Below are 25,660 nucleotides of genomic sequence, written 5' to 3' on the forward strand. Positions count from 1 at the left end.
CACTTTCTAATTCTACTCCTAAATTACTTTTTTTGAGATTTCTTTCATTGCATAAGGAATTCGTTTGCTAATTTGACTAGGTAGGACGACATAATGGTCTTCATACAGCTGGTCACCAATGTAGGAGTGCAAGAAAACTGCCAGCTTAACTGCATCTGCCGTTTTGTTTACTTGACCTGCTAAACCAGCAATCATCCCAGCTAGCGTGTCCCCCATACCGCCAATTGCCATGCCAGGATTACCCCCGGGATTTCGGTAACTTACCGACTTATTTGGCGCATAAATTTCCGTTGATGAACCTTTCAATACTAGGATAGCACCCGCTTGATCTACCCAATTCTGAATGCTCGCTTGGTCATCGGCCTGGATTTTTCCTGCAGTCAGTGTACGCCATTCTCCTTGATGCGGTGTCAAAATGATTTCATGTTGATTGTCCGGGGTAAGTAATTCTTGGATTGTCTTCTCTTCATCTTCTGCCAAATCTGCCGCCAGTAAATTTAAAGCATCTGCGTCCAAGATAATCTTCAACGAGCGTTTAGCAGATGCAATTATGTTTTTAATTAGCTGCCATAAGTCCAGGTTATTCATTCCGAATCCAGGTCCAACCAATAGTACATCCACTTTACCAATCATTTGCTTGATAGCTGACACATCCGCCCAATCGATGATCATAGCTTCCGGCAAAACAGTATGAATAGCAGGCAAGTTAGCTGAATCAGTTGCAATCGTGGTTAAACCTGCGCCTGAATTGACTGTAGCCATAGTCGCCATTTGAGCTGCACCACCCATGGCACGGTTCCCTGCAATAATCAGGACATGACCAAACAGATTCTTATAGGCATCCACGGCACGAACTGGTATGAGATTTTTTATAGCTGTTAAATTTAAATCAACCTTTGATAATGTCACAACCATCACCCCTTTTCTTTCATTCTAGCACTAGTAAAGGCATATGCCTAACCCTTTACACGCAAAAAGGTTGGCCATATTAGCCAACCTTTTACTTACACATCGTGTGTAATGTATTTGAATTATACTAAACCTTGAGAAATCATTGCGTCTGCAACTTTTTTGAAACCAGCAATATTTGCACCGGCAATTAAGTTATCTTCTTTACCGTATGTGCTTGCAGCTTCTTTCGATTCGTTGAAGATATTTTTCATGATATCTTGTAACATGCCGTCAACTTCTTCAAATGTCCAACTTTGACGTTGGCTATTTTGTGCCATTTCTAGTGCTGAAACTGCTACACCACCGGCATTGGCAGCTTTCGCTGGTCCAACGTAAACATCATTCGCTAATAATGTTTCTGTTGCTGGTGCATCTAAAGGCATGTTAGCACCTTCAGAAATGAATTTCACGCCATTTTTAACTAATTGATCAGCTTGCGGTTTTTTCACTTCATTTTGTGTTGCTGCAGGAATTGCTAAGTCAGCTGCAATTTCGTGGTCCCAAACAGAACCTTCAAAGTAGCTTGCTGTAGATTTAGCTTCTGCATATGCAGTTAAACGCTCACGACGAACTTCTTTTACATCACGTAAAAGGGCTACGTCGATACCAGTCTCATCAATGATGTAACCTGTTGAATCTGATACTGAAATCGCTGTACCGCCAAGTTCTTGAAGTTTTTCAACAGCGTAGATAGCTACGTTACCCGCACCAGAAATAATCGCGCGTTTACCTTCAATTGTATCGTTTTTAGCTTTTAACATCTCGTTTAAGAAGTATACAGCACCGTATCCAGTTGCCTCAGTACGTGCTAATGATCCACCATATAATAATGGTTTACCAGTTAAGACACCATTTTCAAAGCCACGTAATTTTTTGTATTGGCCGAATAAAAAACCAATCTCACGTCCACCAACACCGATATCACCTGCAGGTACATCTTGATCTGGACCAATATATTTTTGTAATTCCGTCATAAAACTTTGACAGAATCGCATAATTTCATTGTCTGACTTACCTTTTGGATTAAAGTCAGCCCCACCTTTACCACCACCGATTGGTTGGCCGGTAAGTGAATTTTTAAAGATTTGTTCAAAACCTAAGAATTTAAGGATACTTTGGTTTACTGTAGGATGGAAACGAAGCCCACCTTTATAAGGTCCTAGCGCTGAGTTAAATTGTACTCGGTAACCAGTATTTACTTGAGCATTTCCTTTATCATCAGTCCAAGGAACACGGAAAGAAATGATTCTTTCTGGAATCGCTAGAATTTGTAGAATGTTTTTTTCTACATATTCAGGATGCTCTTCAATTACTGGCGCAACAGAATCTAAGAATTCGTCTAAAACTTGGATGAATTCTGGTTCAGCTTCGTATTGCTTGTGCCATTTTTCTTGAGTGACCTTAATATATTCTTGTGCATTCATGTTAATTCCTACTTTCTGTTCTTAATTATTACAATATAATGAGAACAGTACTTATTATATACAAAATCACCAAAGAATAAAAGTTTTTTTGTGATAAAATGATAAACATTTTTACACGGAATTTTGAAAGTACTGTCTTTTACGTTAGATTATCTGTCATTACCCTACTCTGCTGTCTGAATATCGGCCCATCTATAGTTGATATAAGATTGACCTGGTCGATTGATATCAGATACTTGTGGATTTTCTAAAATTGCTTGATAGGACTGATACACTGGAATCTGAACAGCATAATCATCTAAGTCAGCTTTTTCAAGATTTATCAGCGTTTCCCATCTACCACTTGGGTCAAGTGCTTGCGCCAGACTTTTAGCCACCGATTCATCCAATTCATCATATTGATAATTTCCGCGGGTAATAGAAGAATCAAACCGTCCTAAATAGTTTATTGGGTCCCCGAAATCAGCTTGCCAGAAAGTGGCACCTAAGTCATAGTCCCCATCAGATAAAGCTGCAAATCGAGCAGATAACGGCATAGTCTTTACAGTAACTTCGATACTTGGCAGGTTCTCTGTTAATTGTGATTGAATATACTCCGCAAAAATTTGACTTTCCTCGTCTTCGGCCACAACCATCTCCAATGATAAGGAATCTAAGCCAGCCTCCGCCAAACCATTTTTCCAATTTTCCTGGGCATCTTCTAAATCGTAATCTGTTTCAATCGTCGCATCATCTCTAAAATCAGCATCTGTTTCAGGGTTCCAGGCCACCTCACGTGATACAAAACCATTGGTCGCAACCGACCCGTTTTGTAAAATATTATCTACAAAGGCTTCCCGGTCAATGGCTTCGTAAATAGCACGGCGGATATTCAAGTTATCTAGACCCGGTGTTTCGTGGTTAACTTCGATATAATTCGTCCGCGGAATTGGATAAGTCTGGTAGTCTTCATTATTTTGGTTTTGGACTGCAAAATTACCAGTTAATTCGATGACATCTAATTGGCCAGAATCGTATAAATTTAGTGCAGTGGCTGTTTCAGGTAGGTATTGGAAAATAACCGCATCTAAATTGACATTGTCAGCATCCCAGTAGTGGTCATTTTTCGCAAAAGTCCAAGTGTTTCCAGTCGCTGCATTCCATTCTTTCAAAACAAATGGTCCGTTATAGACAGCAGAGTCACTGGTAGACCCGTATTGGTCACCTGCTGCTTCAACGACCTCTTGATTTTGCGGGTAGTAAGCAGGTACGGTCAAAAGATCGGTAAAGTAAGCTGTTGGATTTTCTAAGGTGATTTCCAAAGTTCTATCATCCATTGCCCGAACACCTAATTCACTGGTATCTAATTCGCCAGCCATGATTTCTGTGGCATTGTTGATTGTGCCGTCAAACATATAGGCATAAGGTGCACCCAGGTCGGGATCCACCATTCGTTGCCATGCATAGACGTAATCGTTGGCTGTCACGGGATTGCCGTTCGACCAGGTCGCTGCTTCCTTCAATTTGATGGTGTAAACAGTCCCATCCTCAGAAACTGTCGGCATGTCGTTTGCATCCGCCGCAATTAATTGGTTATCCAAATCATAAGTATACAAACTGTTATAAAAGTTCATATTGGCTGTGATTGTTGCAATATTCGATGCCGCAAAAGCCGTATCAGCTGATTGAATTTCATCCGTGGATTGGATATTTAAGACCTTTTCTGTAGCTTCTTCATTAGTGCCTCAAGCCGCAAGCATTACCGCTGACACTATTCCCAACCCTATTTTCTTCATACATTTTACCTCCCAAATTTCTTGATAGCATTTGATTCATTATACAATTGTCCCCCCTGATTTCAAGTTACAAGTGACAGGCACTTTTATTTTTGGTAAAATTTTAACTTGGTTGTTTCAATATTTTTATTGAACGAAGTACCAAATTTGCACTTATAATTCCTCATGAATTTTTTAAAAATTTGGAAATTCCCATACATCAGCCTTTTAGCTCAAGTCCTATTGATGAAAAAAAGAATTTAAGCTAAACAACTTGACTCAGAACTATAAACCCTATATATTGTGTTCATAAGATAAATCACAACTATATGTGGCATATTTAGGGGGATAATAATGGTAACTGTATACACAAAACCAAATTGCATGCAATGCAATTTCACAAAAAAATATTTAACTGAAAAAGAAATCGAATTTCAAACAATCGATATTACAGAATCAGAAGAAGCATTAGCTAAAGTTAAAGGCATGGGCTTCCAAGCTGTACCTGTAATCGTTGCCGAAAACGAAGAAGCTTTCTACGGTTTCCAACCAGACCGTTTAGCAAAATTAGTTTAATCAAATCAAATGAAACGACTGAAGTTTGACCTTCAGTCGTTTTTATATAAAAAGCGTCACGCCCTTTCCCTCATCATCATGATTTAGGATTTGGACTGTGGCGCTTTTTTGTTTAAATAGAATTTTCTTGTTCTTGATAGTCTGATTCAGCCAAGTCGGCCATGATTTGGTATAAATCACCTGCTGTCAACTGATCTTTTTCTTCTTTACTAAAGTCTTTAATGATTTTACCGTGGTGTAAAAGGATCATCCGGTTACCATATAACAAGGCATCTTGGAGATTATGAGTAATCATTAAGGCTGTTAGGTTATGGTCTTTTACTTGGTCAGATGAAATTTCTAAAATGCGTTTAGATGTCTTTGCGTCTAAGGCTGCTGTATGTTCATCTAATAATAAAATTTCTGGTTTAGTGATAGTTGCCATCAATAAAGCAATCGCTTGTCTTTGCCCTCCGGATAATAAGCCGATTTCAGCATCCAATCGATTTTCTAAGCCTAAATGTAATTGGCTTAAGGCCTCATGGAATTGTTTGCGGTTATCATCCTTAATAGCTAAACCTAGACCTCTTTTTTGACCGCGTTTCAAAGCTAATGATAAGTTTTCTTCAACCGTCATTCGTGGTGCTGTTCCCATTGACGGGTTTTGGAATACGCGGGAAACAAATTTAGCCCGGTCCTCTTCAGCAAGACGACTAATATCTTTATCGTTTAAAGTGATGGCACCTGAGTCTAACAGGAAGGTGCCAGCAATGGCGTTTAATAGGGTTGATTTTCCTGCCCCGTTACCCCCGACAATGGTAATGAAATCGCCCTTTTCCACTGTTAATGATAAGTCATCTAAGGCTGCGAAGGCATCCGGTGTTCGTTTGTTAAATACTTTTCTCGCTTGGTTAATTTCTAATAAGGTCGTCATTATTTAGCCACCTTTCTGTATTCACGGTAGTCGGCTACTTTATTTTGAATGGTTGGAATAGCCAGACATAAAGCAACGATAATTGCTGAGAATAGACGGAAATCATTCGCTTCAAAGTTCATCATTAAGACAATCGTTAATAGTAAGCGGTAAATAATTGAGCCCACTAGGATTGTAATAAAACGAACCCCTAATTTCACATTACGGAATAGGACTTCCCCAATAATAATGGAAGCTAAACCAATCACTACAGTACCAACACCCATTTGAATATCCGCATAGCCGTTATCAGTAGAAACAATATAACCTGACACAGCGATCAATCCATTGGCTAGCATGTAACCAAGCATAGTCATCTCTGACGTTTCAATCCCTAGTGATTTAGCCATTTGCATATTATCACCTGTTGCAATCAAAGCTTGCCCCATTTCGGTTTTAAAGAAATAAGTTAACAGGAATATAATTGCTGCTACAATGATCAAACCAATCACAATGGTATCTACATTACGTGGCAAGGATAAACCAGCAATCGCAGTTTTTAAAGTCGTCACCGTTGATAAAGACATGTTGGCCTTACCCATGATTTTCAAGTTGATTGAGTAAATCCCTGTCATGGTAATTATACCTGCTAATAACGGATTAATTTTCAAGCGGGTTACTAAAAAACCTGTAACTGCTCCTGCAGCCATACCTGCTAAAAATGAAATCAACAATGATGTGAAAGGATCTATATTAAAGTAAAGCATTTGGGCACCAATGGCACCACCCAGTACAAACGACCCTTCAGTTGTCATATCCGGTGCATTTAAAATTCTAAAAGTGATATAAATGCCGAGACCCATTACAGCCCAGATTGTCCCTTGAGAAAAAGCACTAATTATCATGTCCATATGGTCTCCTCCTTATTTGCCAACTAATTCAGCATATTCGTCACTGTTAACATCAATTGCCGCATCGATTAATGCTTGTGGTAGTTGAATGCCCAATTCTTCAGCTTTAGCCGTATTGATGTAAGTATCTGTCTTATCATTGTAGACAATTGGATAAGTTGCCGTATCCGCGCCTTCAATGACATCTGCTACTACTTTAGCTGTATCTAAACCGAATTGATATTGGTTGATACCAACAGTCGCTAACCCACCGTCAGCAACCATAGCGTCAACTACTGGAATAACTGGAATGCCTTTTGCATCTGTTACTTGAATTAAGGTATCCATAGCACTAGCAATTGTATTGTCATTTGGTACCCAGATAACATCCACTTGACCAGCTAATTGTTCAGCGACTGACGCTAGATCATTTGTTGAAGTAATGGTAGATTCTACTACGTTCAACCCTCTTGATTCTGCTTCAGCCTTGGCTTCACTAACCGTTTTCGTTACATTCGATTCTGAAGAATTGTAAATAATGCCGACATCTTCTATATCTGGTAAAATTTCTTCCATTAAATCAAATTGTTCTGCAACTGGTGCCATATCTGTAACCCCTGTGACGTTAGCCCCTGGTTGTTCATCAGAGGCGATAAAACCGTTGTTAGCTGGGTCTGATACCGCAGATAAGATCACCGGACGATCGCCGTTAGCGGCATTGGCTAAAGCTTGCGCAGCTGGGGTTGCGATGCCGACTAAAATATCTGCATTTTCAGCAAGAAAAGCATTCGCAATCATGGCTAAATCAGATTGGTTTCCTTGGCCATTTTGGTAATCAATTGTGATGTTTTCACCATCTACATAGCCACGTTCAGCCATGCCATCATAGAAACCGTCTCTAATTTGGTCTAATGAAGGATGTTGGATGAATTGTAATAAACCGATAGTGATGTCTTCTTCTGTTTCCACTAATTGAGATTCATCTACCTCTTGACTGGCGGCCTCTAGTCCCTCTCGTTTTGCAATAAGGGTTGGCATTACAAGATATAATGCAAAAAGGGCAATCACTAATACCGCACCCATACTTGAAATTTTCTTCATGTCTTTCCTCCTAATTTTGACAATAAAAAACGTCCTACTCTAAACTGTAGGACGCTAGGTCCCACATAGTTGATTGGTAAATCATTACTATCATGTCTATGTGGGGGGTTATTTTGAAAGGCTCAAATTTTTCTCCACATAAATACAGTCCAGAAAACTGAAGTTGTATCTATGCGCACTCGTGCAGATACAACTAATTCATGTGGCTTTGCCAGTATTTCATTGTTTGCACAGTAGTTAACATTTGAGTGGCTCCCTTCGTCTTTGAAATCTCGTTAAACAAATATTAACAAATCATGAGAAAAATGACAAGCATAATATCTGAAAAATGACAATTTCTGCCTAGAAAAAATTTTGTCAGCGAAAAATCGCCTTTTTTGCCAAAATTGCCAATTACCCTTATAATGAAATGCTAGGAAGGTGGTGCTTACATGTCATTTGACGGTATGTTTACCCATGCATTAATTAAAGAATTAAACACAACATTTGCGGGCGGACGCATTCATAAAATCCAACAGCCATACGAGATGGAATTGGTCTTAACAATCCGCGCAAATCGCAAAAACCACAAATTATTGATTTCAGCCCATCCAAGTTTTGGGCGTATCCAAGTTACAGAACAAGCTTATAATAACCCGGAAACCCCACCAAACTTTACTATGGTATTGCGTAAGTACGTTGAAGGGAACATTATTGATAGCATTGAACAGTACGATAATGACCGAATTATCCTCTTCAATTTAACTAGACGAGATGAATTAGGTGACGCCAGCCAACAACAATTAATCGTTGAAATTATGGGCCGTCATTCAAATATCTTCTTATTAGATAAGGATAAAAAAATTATTGATGCCATCAAACATGTACCCATGTATCAAAATACCTTTAGAACGATTTTACCTGGGGCGACTTACCAACTGCCGCCAAATCAAAACCAGGTTAACCCCTTTAAGGTTGGCGAAAACTTTGAATCTGACAAGTCCTTAATGACAGCTAAATTCTTACAGAGTCAACTTATGGGATTAGGCCGTGACTCAGCAATTGAATTAGCAAGTTTAATTGAAAAAGATCAACGCAAACCTTTTCAAGTGATTCAAGACTTCTGTGCAGGCTTTGAAAATCCAAATCCAACCTTAGTAGTTCAAGAGGATAAGCAACATTTCTTAGCCTTCCCTTACACGACAATTTCAGGGGAAGAAAGTCATTATGACGATTTGAGTGGCTTATTAACAGCTTATTATGCAGAGAAAAGTAAGCAAGATTATGTCCGGCAAGTGGGTAATGCTATTATTCAAGTCGTTGAGAAGAATCTGGCTCACCAACATAAACGGTTGGCAAATTTAAACCAAGACTTGGAGAAATCCGCTAAGGCCGATACTTTCCAGTTAAAAGGTGAATTATTGACAACCTTCCTTTATCAAATTGAAAAAGGTCAAACTGAGGTGACATTAGCCAACTACTACGACAATGATCAACCCATTACCATTAGTTTAGACCCTGCCTTGACACCGTCACAAAATGCGCAGAAATACTACCATAAGTATAATAAACTACGGAATGCTATTAATCATATCGAAAAACAAAAAGCCGTTGCTGAAGCTGAAATCCAGTATTTGGAATCTATCCAAACCCAATTGAACTTCGCGGAACCAAACGAATTAGCGGATATACGGGATGAATTAATTGACCAAGGTTATCTTAAAAAGCAAAAGCAAGATAAGAAAAAACGGTCAAATAATGCCTCAGCTAAACCGCGTGAATATGAAACTGCGGAGGGTAACCGGATTTTAGTTGGAAGAAACAACAAACAAAACGACCAATTAACCATGCGTCAGGCCAATAAAAACCACTTTTGGTTCCATACCAAGGATATTCCTGGTTCACACGTTATTTTAGAAACCAGTGACCCTAGTGAAGCTGAAATCACCCAAGCAGCTGAATTAGCCGCAGCCTTTTCAAAATATAGCCACTCCAATAATGTGCCCGTTGATTACACGCAAGTAAAACACGTGAAAAAACCAAATGGAAGTAAACCTGGATTCGTGAATTATTTTGAACAAAAAACGATCTTTGTCACACCAACAAAAATCGTTTAAGTGTCGATATTAAAAACTCATCACTAAATATGCAAAAAGACCGATTGGCAGATTGCTCACCCCCTAGCTAGCTCGCAAGGGTAGTCATCAAACCAGTCGGTCTTTTTTCTACATATATTTTCTAAATAATCCGTTTATAAGCGTGTTTCTTCACCTGACAGGTAAATTTTGGTAATTGATAAATTTCCCCATCACAGTTCAGAACCATCGGGCTGCCATCCTTACTGGCATAAACCACTTCATCACATAATACATTACGTAGCTCTTCCAAATCTTCATGGTTTCCAGCGAAAAACTTGTATAGGACAGTCCATATTTTATGCATAGGCATAGTTTTTACATAAACCAATTCTAGAAGGCCGTCATTCACTTGACCATCAGGGTTGATCTTGAAACCTCCACCATACATAACCCCATTGCATAATGCGGCCAGAATATATGGTCCCTCCATCAGCTTCAACTCTGCCCCTTTTTTTCTGGCTGTTAGGCGAATATCGAATGCCGTACCTGCTTGTAAGGCCTTTGGAACCGAAGCCATGTAGGCGAATTTTTGCAAGAATTTATGCTTTTCTTTAAAGTCATTGGCTTGAAAAACAACATTCGCATCGGCGCCAACACTCAAAATATTCATAGTATACAAGTCTAATTCAGGAATATAAATAGCATCCGTTTTGCTCGTTTTACCCTTAAAAATATGGTCAATCTGGTCTTTAACCGAACGGTTGCCATATAAGCCAGTATATAAGTCATTCCCAGTACCTAAGGGCAAGATAGCAAAAGTAAGCGCAGTATCTATCATCAAATTCCCGATTGAATGGACAGTTCCATCCCCACCACAGGCAACAGCTATCCCATCTCGATATTTTTCTGAAAAACGGTCAATCAAAAATTGGCTAGACGCCTTTGATGTCGAATACACTAAAAAGATATCGTCTTTATTCAATCCTGCTTTTGAAGCCCGGTCTAATACCAATGCATTTATATCGGCCTTCTTCTTTTTCCCAGCAGCTTGGTTAAAAATAAATAAGAAACCCTTATTTCCCATGTTTGACACCTCATTTATCTTATTACGTGTATGATTGTGCCCTCTATTATACCAAATACTAGGCTATTAGACGAATATTGGTCAGAATTTTCACATTCATCGAATGTACGTTTGTGTTGACCGAACGTATGTGCTATACTGATTATAAATAAAGCGTGAATAGTTAGAACTCATAACCCACAAAAAAGGAGTACAGCTAATGAAAGAGCGTCATCTACAAATTCTAAAATGCATCTATTCAAACATTCAAAGTCAAGGTTTCCCCCCAACAGTAAGGGAAATCTGTGAAGCCGTGAACCTATCTTCAACTTCTACAGTCCATGGCCACCTTTCTCAATTAGAAAAGCAAGGTTATCTACTTCGGAACGCGACTAAACCGCGTGCTATGGAAATCACAGACAAAGGCTTGGAGTTGCTAGGTGTATCTAGTCAAGGTATTCCAATGATTGGTACGGTAACTGCCGGTCAACCAATTACTGCCGTTGAAGAAATTGAAGATTATTTCCCTATTCCACCTACTTTGAAGAACCAATCAGATTCCCTATTTATGTTGAAAATACGTGGTGATTCAATGATTGAAGCAGGTATCTTAGATGGCGACTTCGTTATCGTTCGTCAAGAATCATCTGCCAAAAATGGTGATATTGTAATCGCCATGACAGACGAAGGTGAAGCTACCTGTAAACGATTCTTTAAAGAGGATGGGTATATTCGCCTACAACCAGAAAACCATAGCTTAGAGCCTATTATTTTACCAGACGTGCAAATTTTAGGACGCGTAATCAGTTTATTTAGAGAACATACTTATTAATTCCTTATACCATGGTGGCATCCATTATCCGATGATCATCATGGCTTTTTTGTGCCTTCAAATTAACCAGGTCGATGCCTATACGACAATCACCTTTTTGCATTTTTGAAATATCCGCTATACTAATTGGAAGAGATATTCCAAATTGAAGGAGCAAAGTATATGAAGCAATATATCGTCGATGCATTTGCAGAACAATTATTTGAAGATAATCCTGCTGCTGTCTGTATCTTAGACAAGTGGTTACCAGAAGACTTGATGATTAACATCACAAAGGAAAATAACCTGTCAGAAACAGCCTTCGCGATTAAAGAAGCTGGCAACTACCATTTACGTTGGTTTACCCCCGGCGGTGAAATTGACCTTTATGGACATGCGACACTTGCGACAGCTTTCGTCATCATGAACTATATCGATTCAAGTTTAAAGCAAGTTTCCTTTGATCCACTTAGTGGCCAATTAACAGTAACACGTGATGGTGATCAATACGTCATGGCCTTCCCGTCTTATAAATTGCAATCTATCCCTGTAAGTGAAGCAATGGTAGCTGTACTAGGCGTAAGTCCTAAAGAAGCTTGGGCGGGACCGTAAGATGTTCTGTTAGTGAAGATCAGGTCACCTTGGCCGGGGCTGCCGTCTTATGAGCTGAATCTGAATTGAATATTACCGCCTAATGATGATTGTTCGACCAAAATGCTATTCTTTATGCAAAAAAAACATGACCAAATCTCGCCCTATGGGGATTTGGTCATGTTTTCTGTTATTTTACTACTTCATACTAGTAGTGCATTAATGAGAATACGTCAGTACCAGCGATTTTTTCTCTGGCTTTGAATTCATCTAATTCTACTAAGAAGGCTGCACCAACAACTTCGCCACCTAATTTTTCAATTAATGACACACAAGCTTCGATGGTACCACCAGTTGCCAATAAGTCATCTGCAATTAGAACTTTATCGCCCGGTTTAATCGCATCTTTATGGATTTGTAGGGTTGATTGACCGTACTCCAAACCGTAATCGATTGATTCAATTTCACGAGGTAATTTACCTTTTTTACGTGCAGGAACGAAGCCAATATTTAATGCATAAGCAACTGGACAACCAACAATAAATCCGCGGGCTTCTGGTCCGACAACCACATCTACATCTTTTTCACGTGCAAATTCCACGATTTCATTAATTGCTTCGTGGAAGGCTGGGCCATTCCCCATCAAAGGTGTGATATCTCTAAATAAGATATCTTTCTCTGGGAAGTCCTGTACGTCTGCAATATATTGTTTAAAATCCATTATTTTCCTCCTGAATAGAAATAATCTTTAATCATTTTAACATCATTATACCGTAAAAGTCGTTCATTATTGATTTGGGTCTCCCAATCGGCCATGGTTTGAGTTGCCAATAAGTCTACCTTCTCATTTACCGGTAAGGTCACTAAATCCGTATTATGCCATTTAACCAATTCCGCTTCTTCTAGGACTTTCACCATTAAATCAAGCTTCACCTTAGAAATCTTGAAGAAGTCCGCCAGCGCCTGTTCCTTACCCGCGAGTGGAACAGTTCCGTGGCCTTGTAAGTATTTATATAATTGGCCGAACTCTTGCCGGGTTGGTTTTCCAACCATGTAGGCATTAACTGCAGAATAAGCATAAACATAAATATTATCAATTGCCGCTTGGTTTATCAAGTCTTTAACTGCTGATAAGTCCTTTGGAATATCGAAAATGACCAAGCTTTCCTTACTAGCAAGCACCGATTCTTTTTCAAGTATTTGACCAATCTCACTGGTCATGATGGCCTCACTTGTAAAAGGAATTTCGTCTTTATAAGCCTTGAAAAACGGCGCATTTTCAAAGATATAAGTGGCATTTTCAATCGACATGATTTGATTACGCTCGCGCATATTTCGCAAGTCAAAAATACTTTTACTAGACTGGCGAATATCCTTGATTTGAGCTTGCGGTGATTGGTTCCCGTTCCATGCGTTGATGGACAAGGTGACTACCACATCGATTGGTTCGTTCGCTACTAATTGTTTGGCTAAGGCGCCAGATTTAAAAGCAATCATACTTGTTTTGACATCTGCATCTGCTACTGTCAGTTTCAAAGTATTCTTGTCCTTCCCAATCAATTGGATTTGTGATAATTGGACGTCCTTTATTAAAAACAAGGGTTGTCGGTTATCGGTACCAAAGGGTTTAATTGGGTCAAGGGCTTTGATATTTTCAAGGGTGATGTCTGTAATCCCAATGATCCCATCAATTTTCAGCGGTGTTTGCTGAGTATATACCGCTTCAAATTCTGCCACTCGGTCAAGTAAAGCCGACTTCCAAGCTTCAAACTGGTCAATAGCTACGGTCATCCCAGCGGCCATTTCATGACCACCAAATTTGTCCGCATAGTCTTTACCGGCTTGTAATACTTGGAAAAGGTCAATCCCTTCTATTGAACGGCCAGACCCTTTATAGCTGCCATTTTCAGGTTTCTTGCTTAGTAGAATGGTTGGTCGGTGATATTTTTCAACCAAACGACTGGCTACTATTCCTAGCACCCCTTCATGCCAACCCTCTTGGCCCAAGATAATCATTTGCGGTAATTGACTTTCACGGTTAACTATGGCTTCCGCTTCTGTCACCATCTTATCAACGATAGCTTTACGGGCGTTATTTTCTGAGTCTAGTAACTCAACCAGTTCGCTAACTTCTTGGTCATCAAAAGAGGTTAAGAACCGCACACCAGGGTTTGGATCGCCCAAACGACCTAAGGCATTTAATCTCGGTCCGAGAATAAAACCAATCGTTTGCTCATCGATTTGGTCTGGCTGAATGCTCTCTTTTTCAAAGAACATCTGTAAGCCTAACCGCTCGGTATGCTTCATTTGGTCTAATCCAGACGCCACAATGACCCGGTTTTCGTCAGTTAGTGGCACCAAGTCAGCAACGGTTCCAATAGCAGCAACATCCAGTAAATCACTTGGCGTTTCACCAAGTAAGGCTGTGGCCAATTTCAAAGCGACACCTGCACCTGCTAAATCACCAAAAGGATATTGACCCTCTGGATGTCGTGGATGGACGATGGCATAGGCATCCGGCAAGCTGTCCCCGATTTCATGATGGTCGGTGATAATCACGTCTACACCTTGGTCTTTGGCGTAAGCTACGGCTTCGTGTCCTGCTACCCCATTATCACAAGTCAGGATCAGTTGCGTCCCTTTCTTGATGTAATAAGCATATACATCCTTGTTTGGCCCATACCCATCTTCAAACCGATTAGGTAAGTAGAAGGATACATTGGCCCCAAGCATTTCTAGGGTTTCATACAAAATCGTCGTTGATGTGATCCCATCTGCATCATAATCCCCGTAGATTAAAATCTCTTCATAGTCTTCCACCGCTTGTTGTAGCCTCGAAACGGCCTTTTCCATATCTTTTAATAAGAATGGATCATGAAATACGGGCTCTTTAGCGATAAAAGCTTGAATCGCTTCAGCTGTTTGGTAGCCCTTATCATAAATGACCTGTACGACCATCTTTGGTAAGGATAGGTCTTCAGCTAGCTGCTGGATAAAGGCTGCAGCTGTATCATCTGCATTGCTTAAGTATTCAGGTTCTATCCATTCATAAACTGATTGCAACAAAATTTGTCCTCATTTCTAAGTTTCGTAGAAAATTAGTCTCTAAATTGGCCTTTTTCATAGGTCATATGAATCAAACGATAGGCTAGGCTTGGCGCCAATCTCATTAGACGGTTCATAATGTCATAGTAAAATGGCACGATTACCTCAAACTGGCCACGTTCAATCGCGGTTGCCATCTTGTCAGCAACAATCTCTGGTGTGGTGGCAAAAGATTGGACATTTTCAAAGTATGACCCATCTTTATCCGCGATATCAAAGAAGGCAGTGTCAACTGGACCAGGCAAGATACAAGTCACCTTAATCTTGGTTGACCACAAATCTTGTCTTAAGCCGTTGGCAAAGGCATGAACGCCCGCTTTACTAGCTGCGTATACAGCTGATTTAGGCGTTTGAATTAAGCCAGCAACTGACCCAATTAAGGTGATATTATTGGCTTCCGTATCTTGGTCTAACATCCCAGCTGCAAAGCGTTTTGAAAGGAACATGGTTAATAATAAATTAGTATGGGTCAGTTTAGCGATTTGCGAATAAGCTTGGTCACTAATTGCAGAAAAATCACCGAACCCTAAACAATGGACAAAATTTTCGATTTGTCCTTTGTCAAAGCAATATTGGGCGAATTTCTCGGCTTCGTCACCAGTCACTAAGTCCGCTGTATAAGCTAAAACTTGTCCTGCACCTAATTCCTTGGCCTGTTTCTTTGTTTCGTACAATCGCTTTTCATTTCGACCGTTGATGATGATATTTCTACCTTCGCTGGCCATTTTATAAGCAAAAGCTTGACCGATTCCTGAAGATGCACCTGTAATGACTGTGTATGTTTGAGACATTTTCATCACTCCTATAAATGTGGCTACTTATCCGAGACTGATTGAATCAAAATCTTTTACAATTTGGCTGTTGGCAAACACTTTCCTAGCATCTGCCTCTAGTTGCTGTGAGGCTTTTCCTACATATCTAGCTGAGATATGGGTTAGTAATAATTGTTTGACATTGGCTTCCTTAGCCACTTGACCGGCTTGTTTAGCGGTTGAATGGTAGTAATTACGTGCCATCCGTTCCTCGCCAGCAGCAAAGGTCGCTTCATGTACTAAAAAGTCCGCATCTTTTGCAAGTGCTACTGCATTTTGGTTATAACGGGTATCACCTAGAATGGTGACAATATGGCCCTTTTTGTCAGGTCCAATGAAGTCACGACCATCTAACTGGGTACCATCTTCTAAAGTAATGGTCTTGCCTTGTTTTAGTTGACCTAGTAAAGGCCCATTTGGTACGCCAGCTTCTCTCGCCTTATCAATTAACAATTCCCCTACCTGGTCTGCCTCAATGACTCTAAAGCCATAAGACTGAATGGCATGGTCTAAGGTTTTATAGCTAACTTGGTATTGATCATTTTGAAAGACCATACCTTCATCCGCTAATTCTTGAATGGTTAGATCATAGCCTAAGGTCGTACGGGTAACTTGAAGAAAGTTATTAATATAGGCTTTAATGCCTTTAGGTCCATAAATGGTCACCGGAGACTCCCCACCTTGATGACTTCTTGACGATAAAAAGCCTGGCAAACCAAAGATATGGTCTCCGTGTAAATGCGTGATAAAAATTTTAGTGACTTTACGCGGTTTCAATGTGGTTTTCATAATTTGATGTTGGGTTGCTTCTCCGCAATCAAACATCCACATTTCATTACTTTCGTCTAATAGTTTTAACATGATACTTGTCACGTTACGACTTCTACTTGGAACGCCAGCACCTGTTCCCAAAAAAGTTATCTCCACTTTTTTTCGCTCATTTCTATTTTATATATTCGTAAAAAATCAAGAGCGCACATTAAATCCAAGTCTCCCTGTTCAATGTGCGCTCGTCTTTCAGTGGGTCTGAGACTAAAGCGTCGCATGCCCACCAACAATACTCATGATATCAGGTTGCAAAAGTCAGCATTTTCCGACACTTCCAAAAATGCGCCAATTACTTTACAGTAGTTGTTCGACTTTTGGGAAGTGCGTTGATCCTAAACGACTCTTGTCACACCTACTATTCTTGGAATTCGAACTCGTAATCTAGGATACGGATAATATCCCCTTGCTTCGCACCACGTGCAGCCAAGGCTTTATCAACACCCATATTTTTCAACTGACGAGCAAATCGTAATGCCGACTCATCATATTCCAAGTTCGCCATCTTGAATGTTTTCTCAATTTTGTCACCGTATAAGTAGAAGGTCCCATCTGACTCACGGCCCACATAGAATGGTGGTTCCTCGTCTTCAGGGATTTCATAAACCACTGTTTCAGTAGACGCTTGTTTGCCTTCTTCAGCAATACGCTCTTCTTCTAAACGGATCAATTCAGCCGTATGGTCCATTAAAGGATCTAAACCTTCTCTAGTATAAGCTGAGATTGGGAAAATTTCTGGCAATTCTAAGTCTGGATAGTTTTCTGCAAAATAGCTTGCAAGTTTTTCCTTGAATTCTTCAATATATAATTCAGCTTCAGGAATATCCATTTTATTGGCTACGATAATCGTTGGTTTAGACATCAAATTGTCATCATAATTATGCAATTCTTTGTTGATGGCTACATAATCATCAAATGGGTCACGGTTTTCAAAGCCACCCATATCAATCACATGTAAAATCACCTTGGTACGCTCAACGTGGCGTAAGAATTGGAATCCTAAACCAATACCATCAGCAGCCCCTTCGATTAACCCTGGTAAATCGGCTAATACAAAAGATTCATGCGAACGAGTATTTACCACACCTAAATTTGGTGTAATGGTCGTAAAGTGGTAATCACCAATTTTAGGTGTTGCCGCTGTGACAACCGATAATAAGGTTGATTTACCAACTGATGGGAAACCAACTAATCCAGCATCAGCAATCAATTTCAATTCTAGTTGTAGGGTAATTTCGTCACCTGGTTCACCATTTTCAGCGATTTCTGGTGCCGGGTTGTTGTGGGTCGCAAATTTCATGTTCCCACGGCCACCACGACCACCATGTGCAACGACGAGCTCTTCACCGTTCTCCACTAAATCACCAATAATTTGACCAGTGTCAAAGTTTTTGACAACAGTTCCAGGGGGTACAGCGACATACATATCCTCTGCACCACGACCGTACATACCTTTTGGCATACCATTTTCACCTGGTTTTGCCTTAAAGTGACGGTTGTAACGGAAATCCATCAAGGTTCTTAACCCTTCGTCAACTTTGAAGATGATGTCGCCTCCGCGACCGCCATCTCCTCCAGCTGGACCTCCATCTGGACGATATTTTTCTCGTAAAAAGGCAACCATACCGTCGCCACCCTTACCTCCTTTTACCCAGATCTTGGCATAATCAAAAAATGTTGACATGTGTTACCCCTCCTTTCAATTTCTTTTATTTTGCTTTTATTTCGTGTTAATACGGTTTGTATCAGCAAGCGTCAAAATTGCTTGCGCAATCATGCTTAAGATGCCTAAACGGTTGTTTTGTACCGTTTGGTCTTCAGCAAATACCATGTTGTTATCAAAGAATTCGGTAATAACTGGTGTTAATGCCTCAAGTTGATTATAGTTGTTCTGCATGTCATTTGTCATCTCTAACCCTTTAGCAGCATTAAACAATGCAACTTCTGAATCTGATTCAAAACGACTTTCTTCTATTGTAACATCTTGGACATTAAGTTCACGGGCTTTCGCACCCAAGTTCAAAATACGGTTCCATGCTTCAAGTGTTTCTTTAAATGACGCTTTTTCACTAGCTGCTTGTAAGACTTTACTTGCCGCTAATTTTCTTAAGATATCCGCTGAACGGCTTTGCAAAACAGCATCCGCGATATCATAACGAACTCCTTGGTCATTTAAGATAGCTTTCAAGCGGTCATTCACAAATTGGCTTAAAGCTGTTTGCAAGTGAACTAGGCGTTCTTGGTCTTCAATACCATAAACAGTTTGCAAGATACTAATGATATCAGTTTTCCAGTCAAAAGTTAACTCATTTTCGATTAGAATACGCACAATTCCTGATGTTTGTCGACGTAAAGCAAACGGATCGTTTGAACCAGAAGGAATTCGGTCAATATTAAAGAATGAAATCACTGAATCTAGTTTGTCTGACACAGCAAATAATTTACCCAATTGGCTAGCAGGTAATTCACCTTCAGCAGAAATTGGCATGTAGTGTTCGCGAATAGCAGTAGCAACTGCAGGTGCTTCACCAAATGCTAAGGCATATTTTTCACCCATGATCCCTTGTAATTCAGAGAATTCATCCACAATACCAGTCATTAAATCAAACTTGTAGATTTCACCAGTTCGAGTGACGTCAGCAATTTGGACTTCAGCTAACTGACCAGACCATTTTTCGGCTAAATATTGGGCTATTTGACCAGTACGGGCCATTTTTTCCTGTAGAGAACCAATTTCAGCATGGAAAGTTACTTTAGCTAAACGGTCTTGGAAGTCTTGAATCGTTTTAGTTTTATCTTCATTGACGAAGAAGAAACCATCTTCCAATCGTGCAGTTAGGACTTTTTGATTACCCTTACGGACATTATCTAAGTGTTCAGCATTACCGTTACGAACAGCTAAGAACAATGGCAACAATTTGCCTGCTTGGTCTTTAACATAAAAGTAACGTTGGTGGTTCTTCATTGAAGTGATCAATACTTCATCTGGTAATTCAAGGTATTTCTTGTCAAAGTTGCCGATAAAGGCAGTTGGGTATTCAACAATTTGGGTAACTTCTTCAAGTAAGTCAGCATCGATGTCGATTTGGTATTGGTTTTCGCTCGCTAATTGCTCGATTTGTTGTTCGATTAATGCTTTTCGTTCGTCTTGTTTTACAATAACAAATTCGTCAGCTAAGGCTGCCTCATAAGCATTGGCATCCGCAATCACGACCTCTTGAGAACCTAAATAACGGTGTCCACGTGAGATATTTGAAGCTGTTAGATTCAAGAAGGTTAACGGTAAGACTTGGTCATCTAATAAGGCAACCATCCAGTGGATTGGGCGGATGTATTTAACATCATATGAAGCCCAGTGCATAGAAACAGGGAATGACATTTGGTCAATAACTGAAACCACATCTTGTAAAATGTCAGCCGCTTGGCTACCTGGTTGCGAAATATTAATGAAGACGTACTCTTCACCTTTGACTTCTTCAAAGTAAATATCCTCAACAGAAGCACCTTTACCGCGGGCGAAACCTTGAGCAGCTTTCGTCCAGTTACCCTCTTCATCTTGAGCAATACGTTTAGCAGGTCCCTTAGCTACTTCAGAGAAGTCTGTTTGCTTATCTGCTAAGCCATTAACACGCACAGTCAAACGACGCGGTGTCGCAAACGTTTCGACATCGTCAAAAATTAAACGGTTATCTGACAAAAAGTTTTCTACTAGCGATTTTAATTGGTTCACGGCATTACGTACGTATTGAGCAGGTACTTCTTCCAAACCAATTTCAAATAAAAATGTATGTTGGCTCATTATTTTTCCTCCTTCAATAACGCTTCTGCAGTTTCACGGTCTAACAATGGATAACCTAAGTCAGCACGTTTCTTCACAAACATTTTTGCTACACGGCGAGCCATGTTACGAATACGTGCAAGGTAAGCGGCACGGTCAGTAACTGAAATCACACCACGAGCATCCAGTAAGTTAAATGCATGTGAACATTTCAAAATGTAATCATAAGCTGGGTGGACTAATTCGTTGTCGATTTGTTTCAAGGCTTCTGCTTCATATTTATTGAAGGCAGAAAATAACATGTCTACATCAGATTCTTCAAATGAGTAAACTGAATGCTCGTATTCTGCTTGACCAAAAATTTCACCGTATTTAACGCCTTCAACCCATTCAATATCGTAAACTGAATCTACTTCTTGGATATAAGATGCTAAACGTTCCAAACCATATGTTAATTCAGATGTAACAGGTTTACATTCTAAACCACCAACTTGTTGGAAATAAGTAAATTGGGTGACTTCCATCCCGTCTAACCAAACTTCCCAACCTAAACCAGCACAGCCAAGTGATGGGTTTTCCCAGTTGTCTTCTACAAAACGAATATCATGTTTTAATGGATCAATCCCTAATTGTTTCAAGCTTTCAATGTATAATTCTTGAATATTATCTGGGTTTGGTTTCATCACTACTTGGAATTGGTGATGTTGGTATAGACGGTTAGGGTTTTCACCGTAACGACCATCTGCTGGACGGCGAGATGGTTCTACGTAGCAAGCGTTCCATGGTTCAGGACCAATTGCACGCAAGAAAGTATAAGGTGACATGGTACCAGCACCTTTTTCAGTGTCATATGCGTTTAAAACTAAACAACCTTGTTCAGCCCAGTAGTTTTGTAAAGTTAAAATTATATCTTGAAATGTTTTATGATTGGTTGCCAAGATGTTCACTTCCTCATTTTTTAATCTATTGTGATAGTGGTCAAATACATCAGAAGACACAAAAAAGCCCCTATGTATTTGAAAAGACAAACACATAGGGACGATTATCTCGCGGTTCCACCCTACTTCTAACGGATAAAATCCCTTAGCGCTTTATTGTTAAGTGCTCCAATATGCCTTCAAAAGGTTTCACTCCAGCCGCTTTCACTATCCGGCCTCGCTTTAGAATCTACATCTTCTTACTTAGTATTTTCACTACACTTCTTTTATTCAGCTATTATCATACTTTTTTTCTCTTTTGTCGTCAAGCGGATTGACGAAAGTTTCCATCTGACTGATAAAATGCTTACTTTTTAAGTGGATTCCTACATACTCTTCGTAAAGATCATCCAAGGCTTGACGAATTTCAGTTTTCGTTTTCGCCTGCAAATCCACTTGTCCCAATTTTTCGTAAGGAATTTGACTAAACAGCCGAACAAAATGACTCGCCCGTGGTGACCAATGGAGACGTCTGTCATCCATATGAAAATGCTGTTCGCACAAAACGCCAGCATATCGCATGGAATAGTCAAAACGACCTTGATCACGGCCACAAATAGCACAAGACCTAAAGTTGGGGGCCACCCCAAACTTCGGCAACAATTGAATTTCAAATATATTGGCCACGACTGACGGATCGACACCGGCTTCTATTTTGTCTAGACCGCGCCAGAGCAAGTCAAAAACCTTGTCTTCTTTGATAAAATCTTCAAAGGCGGCATCAGTCAAACCTGTCATGTAGGCTGCGTAGGCATTGGCCTGGATGTCTGAGATGGTTGTCTTAGGAAATAGAACATCGTCCGTATCATTTAAGAAGGAGAAACCTTTATCGTTGATGGTTCCCACAAACGAGGCCCGCATGTAAGGAAAGGCAATTTCCCTTAAACCATTATTCTGCCGTTGAATATTCTTAATGAAAAACATCCGCTTACCAAATTCCTTGGTGAATATTTTAATCAGTAGGTCTTTTTCTTTGTATTTACGCGTAAAAAGGACAATCCCATCGAAACGCGCGTATTGTTCCTTTCGCATGGTCTTATCCCCTTTCAATACTCATGTCAATGTGTTTCGATTTTTATGATAGCTAGAACTGACTTTTGCTTGTCATTAACCCTTATAGTTTTTATGATTGTAGCCAAGGTCACCTAAGTTGGCCTTGTTGTTACGCCAGTTCTTGATAATTTTCACCCAAAGTTCTAAATAAATTTTTGAGCCTAGTAAGTTTTCAATTTCCTTACGCGCTTCAACACCAATTTTCTTGATCATCTTACCGCCCTTACCAATGATGATTCCTTTTTGACTCTTTTGGTCAACGATAATGGTCGCATACACATGCACGCGGCCCAGTTCATCTTTTTGCATGGAGTCTACTTGAACAGCAACTGAATGCGGGATTTCTTCATAGGTATTTAGTAGAATTTGCTCACGGATTAACTCAGAAACTACGAAGTATTCTGGATGGTCAGTGATAAATTCAGATGGGTAGTATTGCGGACCAGTCGGTAATAGATCAACCAAAGTGTCGATTAATGTTTCCACATTATTCCCGTTTAAAGCAGATAGTGGGATAATCCCGTCAAAAGATTCTGGGCTTGGGATAGTTTGCATAAATTCAGCTAGTGCCTCTGGTGACACTTTATCGATTTTATTCACACCCAAGAACTTACGGGTCTTGTAGTTTTTAATCTTTTCAAAGACGAATTTATCACCAGGGCCAATCGGTTCTTCCGCATTCACCAACATTAAGATGGCATCTACTTCTTCAAGTGATTGGTAAGCTGACTTATTCATAAACTCGCCCAACTCATTATGGGGTTTATGAATACCTGGTGTATCGATGAAAACAATTTGCGCTTCATCTGTTGTATAAACCGCTTGGATTTTGTTACGCGTCGTTTGCGCCTTGTCAGACATAATGGCTACTTTTTGCCCCACAACGCGATTTAAAAAGGTTGATTTCCCAACATTAGGACGGCCAACGATTGCCACAAACCCTGACTTATAACCACCAAAGTCATCGCCAGCTTGGTCGCCGTCGTCCTCTAGTAATTTTTCTAAATCCTCAATATTGTCAAAATCATTTATATTAAAATCTTCTATATTCAAAAATAGTCTCCCTTATTTTTATATTCATTTGAAAAAAAGTAAAATCTCAGGTACAAAAATTAACAAGCCAATAATTACAGCCATTGTAGATGAAATCAGTACGCCACCAGCCGCTACATCCTTCACATTTTTTGCAATGGGATGGTATTGGTTGTCGGTCACTAAATCAATAATCCACTCAGCAATGGTATTGGTAATTTCCATACAGATCACAATAGCACAGGTTAAAATTAAAATTAGCCACTTCTCAATGGACAAAGTAAAAAACCAAGCGGCCGACATGACTAAAATCAAGCCCAGAATCTGGTAACGAATGTTTCGTTCATGGCCAAAGGCAAATTTTATCCCCCTTAAGGCATAACCCATTGATTCAAAAAAATTATGGTTCTTATCTACTTTTGGTGGTTTTGGTACTTGTTTACGCTCTTTTAAGTCCATAAGCATCTAAAATCTCTTTCTGTAGGCCAAACATTTCCTTTTCATCTGCTTCATTCATATGGTCATAACCATTTAAATGCAAGAATCCATGGACAGCTAAAAAGCCTAGTTCACGTTCAAAAGAATGGCCATAATCAGCTGCTTGTTCACGCGTTTTATCAATTGAGATGAAAAGATCGCCCAATTCACGTGGCATATCCTCTGGCAAGCCCATAACTGCTAATTCATCCTCACCTAAATCTTCAATCGCAAAAGAAATCACGTCAGTTGGACGGTCAATGTTGCGGTAAGTTTTATTGATTTCATGAATTTCTGCATCATTCACGATGGTTAAAGATAAGTCAATTTCTCCAGTAAGTTTCAAATAATCTGCTGCAAAATCCAACAACTCATGCAACATCTCTTCATCTTTATTAGATAGCTCATTCGTCTTATCTTCAAAAATTAAATCTAACACTTTTTCACCTTTTTTCTATTTGCCATATCTATCATTAATTTCCCTTATCTTCATTGGCGTAGGCATTGATGATTGCTGAAACCACTGGGTGACGAACAACATCAGTCGCTGTAAAGTGCACAAAGTCGATATCTTTAATCCCCTGCAAGTGTCTTTCCGCGTCGATTAACCCAGATTTAGCGCCTCTAGGTAAATCAATTTGTGTCTTGTCTCCGTTGACAATCATCTTAGATCCGAAACCAAGACGAGTTAAGAACATCTTCATTTGGGCAACCGTTGTATTTTGTGCTTCATCAAGAATGACAAAAGCGTCTTCCAAAGTCCGACCTCGCATATAAGCAAGTGGTGCCACTTCAATCACGCCACGTTCCAGTAAGCGTTCAGTATGCTCCCGGCCATAAATAGTATATAGGGCATCATATATTGGTCGTAAGTACGGGTCAACCTTCTCTTTCAAGTCACCAGGTAGGAAACCTAAGCTTTCCCCTGCTTCAACTGCTGGACGCGTTAGAACAATCCGTTTTACCCGTCCTTGTTTTAAAGCCTGAACGGCCATCATCACTGCTAAGAAAGTTTTCCCGGTACCAGCTGGCCCAATCCCAAAAGTAATGGCATGTTTATTGACAGCGTGTAAATATTGACGTTGACCTACAGTTTTTGTACGAATGGCTTTCCCCTCAAAGGTCCGGCCAATTTCCTCTTCATATAGACTCACAAAATGGTTCAAAGTCCCATTCTTTGCCATTTTAATCGCAGTAACCACATCACGGTCACCAATTGTGATACCCGATTGTAGAATAACTTGTAATTCAGTCAGTAAATCAATCGCTTGGGCAACATCCGCTTCTTGTCCGGTCACCTCAATTTGCTCATCTCTAGCAAATATTTGCACCTCAAAAGCTTGTTCAATCAAAGAAAGATTACGGTCCTCAGTACCAAATAGTTGTACGGCTAATGCTGGATTCATCAAGGCTACACTTTTACTGATTGCAGATTCTGTCAAATGAAAACTTCCCCCTTTTCGTATTAAATAAATTATAGCAAAATTCTGA

Annotated in this window: 23 protein-coding genes; 4 read left to right on the forward strand and 19 right to left on the reverse strand. The window is 39.8% G+C overall.

The genetic code is table 11. The features are described 5' to 3' along the window. Nucleotides 1–18: 18 nt before the first annotated feature. The 3 genes from A6J77_RS08580 to A6J77_RS08590 all read right to left on the reverse strand — a co-directional run bounded on the left by A6J77_RS08580 (nucleotide 19) and on the right by A6J77_RS08590 (nucleotide 3,988). Nucleotides 19–915, reverse strand: a complete 897-nt coding sequence (locus A6J77_RS08580; protein ID WP_083069982.1) for an NAD(P)H-hydrate dehydratase — start codon at nucleotides 913–915, stop codon at nucleotides 19–21. 116 nt (nucleotides 916–1,031) lie between these two features. Next, on the reverse strand, nucleotides 1,032–2,375 hold the full coding sequence (gene gdhA, locus A6J77_RS08585) for an NADP-specific glutamate dehydrogenase (protein ID WP_083069983.1): 1,344 nt from the start codon (nucleotides 2,373–2,375) through the stop codon (nucleotides 1,032–1,034). A gap of 164 nt (nucleotides 2,376–2,539) precedes the next feature. Beyond that, nucleotides 2,540–3,988, reverse strand: coding sequence for a peptide ABC transporter substrate-binding protein (locus A6J77_RS08590; protein ID WP_083069986.1), 1,449 nt, complete (start codon nucleotides 3,986–3,988; stop codon nucleotides 2,540–2,542). Nucleotides 3,989–4,483: 495 nt separating this feature from the next. On the opposite strand from A6J77_RS08590, the gene nrdH reads away from it, so the two are divergent. After that, nucleotides 4,484–4,705 carry a glutaredoxin-like protein NrdH gene (gene nrdH / locus A6J77_RS08595; RefSeq protein ID WP_069285837.1) on the forward strand — a complete coding sequence of 74 codons (222 nt, stop codon included), beginning with the start codon at nucleotides 4,484–4,486 and terminating at the stop codon, nucleotides 4,703–4,705. Nucleotides 4,706–4,817: 112 nt separating this feature from the next. Here the strand turns inward: nrdH and A6J77_RS08600 are convergent, their stop codons facing one another. Genes A6J77_RS08600 through trpX form a run of 3 tightly spaced genes read right to left on the reverse strand, consistent with a single transcriptional unit; the run spans nucleotide 4,818 to nucleotide 7,588 of the window. Beyond that, nucleotides 4,818–5,618, reverse strand: coding sequence for an ABC transporter ATP-binding protein (locus A6J77_RS08600; protein ID WP_083069999.1), 801 nt, complete (start codon nucleotides 5,616–5,618; stop codon nucleotides 4,818–4,820). Then, nucleotides 5,618–6,508 carry an ABC transporter permease gene (locus A6J77_RS08605; RefSeq protein ID WP_083070002.1) on the reverse strand — a complete coding sequence of 297 codons (891 nt, stop codon included), beginning with the start codon at nucleotides 6,506–6,508 and terminating at the stop codon, nucleotides 5,618–5,620. Before A6J77_RS08605 ends, A6J77_RS08600 begins: the two co-directional genes overlap by 1 nt. Nucleotides 6,509–6,520: 12 nt before the next feature. Beyond that, nucleotides 6,521–7,588, reverse strand: coding sequence for a tryptophan ABC transporter substrate-binding protein (trpX, locus tag A6J77_RS08610; protein ID WP_083070005.1), 1,068 nt, complete (start codon nucleotides 7,586–7,588; stop codon nucleotides 6,521–6,523). Between the two features lie 431 nt (nucleotides 7,589–8,019). On the opposite strand from trpX, the gene A6J77_RS08615 reads away from it, so the two are divergent. Beyond that, complete coding sequence (locus A6J77_RS08615; protein WP_083070008.1) at nucleotides 8,020–9,684, forward strand: NFACT RNA binding domain-containing protein; 1,665 nt, start codon at nucleotides 8,020–8,022, stop codon at nucleotides 9,682–9,684. Between the two features lie 121 nt (nucleotides 9,685–9,805). Here A6J77_RS08615 and A6J77_RS08620 read toward each other — a convergent pair whose 3' ends face one another. Next, a complete protein-coding gene (locus A6J77_RS08620) occupies nucleotides 9,806–10,729 on the reverse strand; it encodes a diacylglycerol/lipid kinase family protein (RefSeq protein WP_083070010.1) in 924 nt (307 codons plus the stop codon). Between the two features lie 199 nt (nucleotides 10,730–10,928). On the opposite strand from A6J77_RS08620, the gene lexA reads away from it, so the two are divergent. Continuing rightward, the gene (gene lexA, locus A6J77_RS08625) at nucleotides 10,929–11,540 is read left to right on the forward strand and encodes a transcriptional repressor LexA (RefSeq protein WP_003142700.1); all 612 of its coding nucleotides are present in this window, start codon (nucleotides 10,929–10,931) and stop codon (nucleotides 11,538–11,540) included. A 162-nt stretch (nucleotides 11,541–11,702) separates the two neighbouring features. Beyond that, nucleotides 11,703–12,131: a PhzF family phenazine biosynthesis protein gene (locus A6J77_RS08630; protein ID WP_083070013.1), complete on the forward strand. Its 429-nt coding sequence runs from the start codon at nucleotides 11,703–11,705 to the stop codon at nucleotides 12,129–12,131. 187 nt (nucleotides 12,132–12,318) lie between these two features. On the opposite strand, the gene A6J77_RS08635 is transcribed toward A6J77_RS08630, so the two are convergent. The 12 genes from A6J77_RS08635 to A6J77_RS08690 form a co-directional block, all read right to left on the reverse strand. Then, the gene (locus tag A6J77_RS08635) at nucleotides 12,319–12,831 is read right to left on the reverse strand and encodes an adenine phosphoribosyltransferase (RefSeq protein WP_003142704.1); all 513 of its coding nucleotides are present in this window, start codon (nucleotides 12,829–12,831) and stop codon (nucleotides 12,319–12,321) included. Next, complete coding sequence (gene recJ / locus A6J77_RS08640) at nucleotides 12,831–15,173, reverse strand: single-stranded-DNA-specific exonuclease RecJ (RefSeq protein ID WP_227645170.1); 2,343 nt, start codon at nucleotides 15,171–15,173, stop codon at nucleotides 12,831–12,833. Before recJ ends, A6J77_RS08635 begins: the two co-directional genes overlap by 1 nt. 35 nt (nucleotides 15,174–15,208) lie before the next feature. Next, complete coding sequence (locus A6J77_RS08645; protein ID WP_083070018.1) at nucleotides 15,209–16,006, reverse strand: SDR family NAD(P)-dependent oxidoreductase; 798 nt, start codon at nucleotides 16,004–16,006, stop codon at nucleotides 15,209–15,211. A 27-nt stretch (nucleotides 16,007–16,033) separates the two neighbouring features. Then, the gene (gene rnz, locus A6J77_RS08650) at nucleotides 16,034–16,954 is read right to left on the reverse strand and encodes a ribonuclease Z (RefSeq protein ID WP_083070021.1); all 921 of its coding nucleotides are present in this window, start codon (nucleotides 16,952–16,954) and stop codon (nucleotides 16,034–16,036) included. Between the two features lie 256 nt (nucleotides 16,955–17,210). Beyond that, on the reverse strand, nucleotides 17,211–18,536 hold the full coding sequence (gene obgE / locus A6J77_RS08655; RefSeq protein WP_083070024.1) for a GTPase ObgE: 1,326 nt from the start codon (nucleotides 18,534–18,536) through the stop codon (nucleotides 17,211–17,213). 36 nt (nucleotides 18,537–18,572) lie between these two features. Beyond that, the gene (gene glyS / locus A6J77_RS08660; RefSeq protein ID WP_083070027.1) at nucleotides 18,573–20,651 is read right to left on the reverse strand and encodes a glycine--tRNA ligase subunit beta; all 2,079 of its coding nucleotides are present in this window, start codon (nucleotides 20,649–20,651) and stop codon (nucleotides 18,573–18,575) included. Further along, complete coding sequence (glyQ, locus tag A6J77_RS08665; protein WP_193756678.1) at nucleotides 20,651–21,577, reverse strand: glycine--tRNA ligase subunit alpha; 927 nt, start codon at nucleotides 21,575–21,577, stop codon at nucleotides 20,651–20,653. The genes glyS and glyQ overlap by 1 nt, the downstream gene beginning before the upstream one ends. Nucleotides 21,578–21,838: 261 nt before the next feature. Further along, nucleotides 21,839–22,639, reverse strand: a complete 801-nt coding sequence (gene recO / locus A6J77_RS08670; RefSeq protein WP_083070029.1) for a DNA repair protein RecO — start codon at nucleotides 22,637–22,639, stop codon at nucleotides 21,839–21,841. Nucleotides 22,640–22,714: 75 nt separating this feature from the next. Then, complete coding sequence (era, locus tag A6J77_RS08675; protein ID WP_083070031.1) at nucleotides 22,715–23,713, reverse strand: GTPase Era; 999 nt, start codon at nucleotides 23,711–23,713, stop codon at nucleotides 22,715–22,717. A 24-nt stretch (nucleotides 23,714–23,737) separates the two neighbouring features. After that, the gene (locus A6J77_RS08680; protein WP_227645171.1) at nucleotides 23,738–24,151 is read right to left on the reverse strand and encodes a diacylglycerol kinase family protein; all 414 of its coding nucleotides are present in this window, start codon (nucleotides 24,149–24,151) and stop codon (nucleotides 23,738–23,740) included. Then, nucleotides 24,132–24,551 (reverse strand): rRNA maturation RNase YbeY, encoded by a 420-nt coding sequence (gene ybeY / locus A6J77_RS08685; RefSeq protein ID WP_227645200.1) that lies wholly within the window; start codon nucleotides 24,549–24,551, stop codon nucleotides 24,132–24,134. Before ybeY ends, A6J77_RS08680 begins: the two co-directional genes overlap by 20 nt. 91 nt (nucleotides 24,552–24,642) lie before the next feature. Then, nucleotides 24,643–25,611 carry a PhoH family protein gene (locus tag A6J77_RS08690; protein WP_083070036.1) on the reverse strand — a complete coding sequence of 323 codons (969 nt, stop codon included), beginning with the start codon at nucleotides 25,609–25,611 and terminating at the stop codon, nucleotides 24,643–24,645. Nucleotides 25,612–25,660 lie beyond the last annotated feature (49 nt).

This window comes from Aerococcus viridans (genome assembly GCF_002083135.2).
Taxonomy (GTDB): domain Bacteria; phylum Bacillota; class Bacilli; order Lactobacillales; family Aerococcaceae; genus Aerococcus; species Aerococcus viridans_C.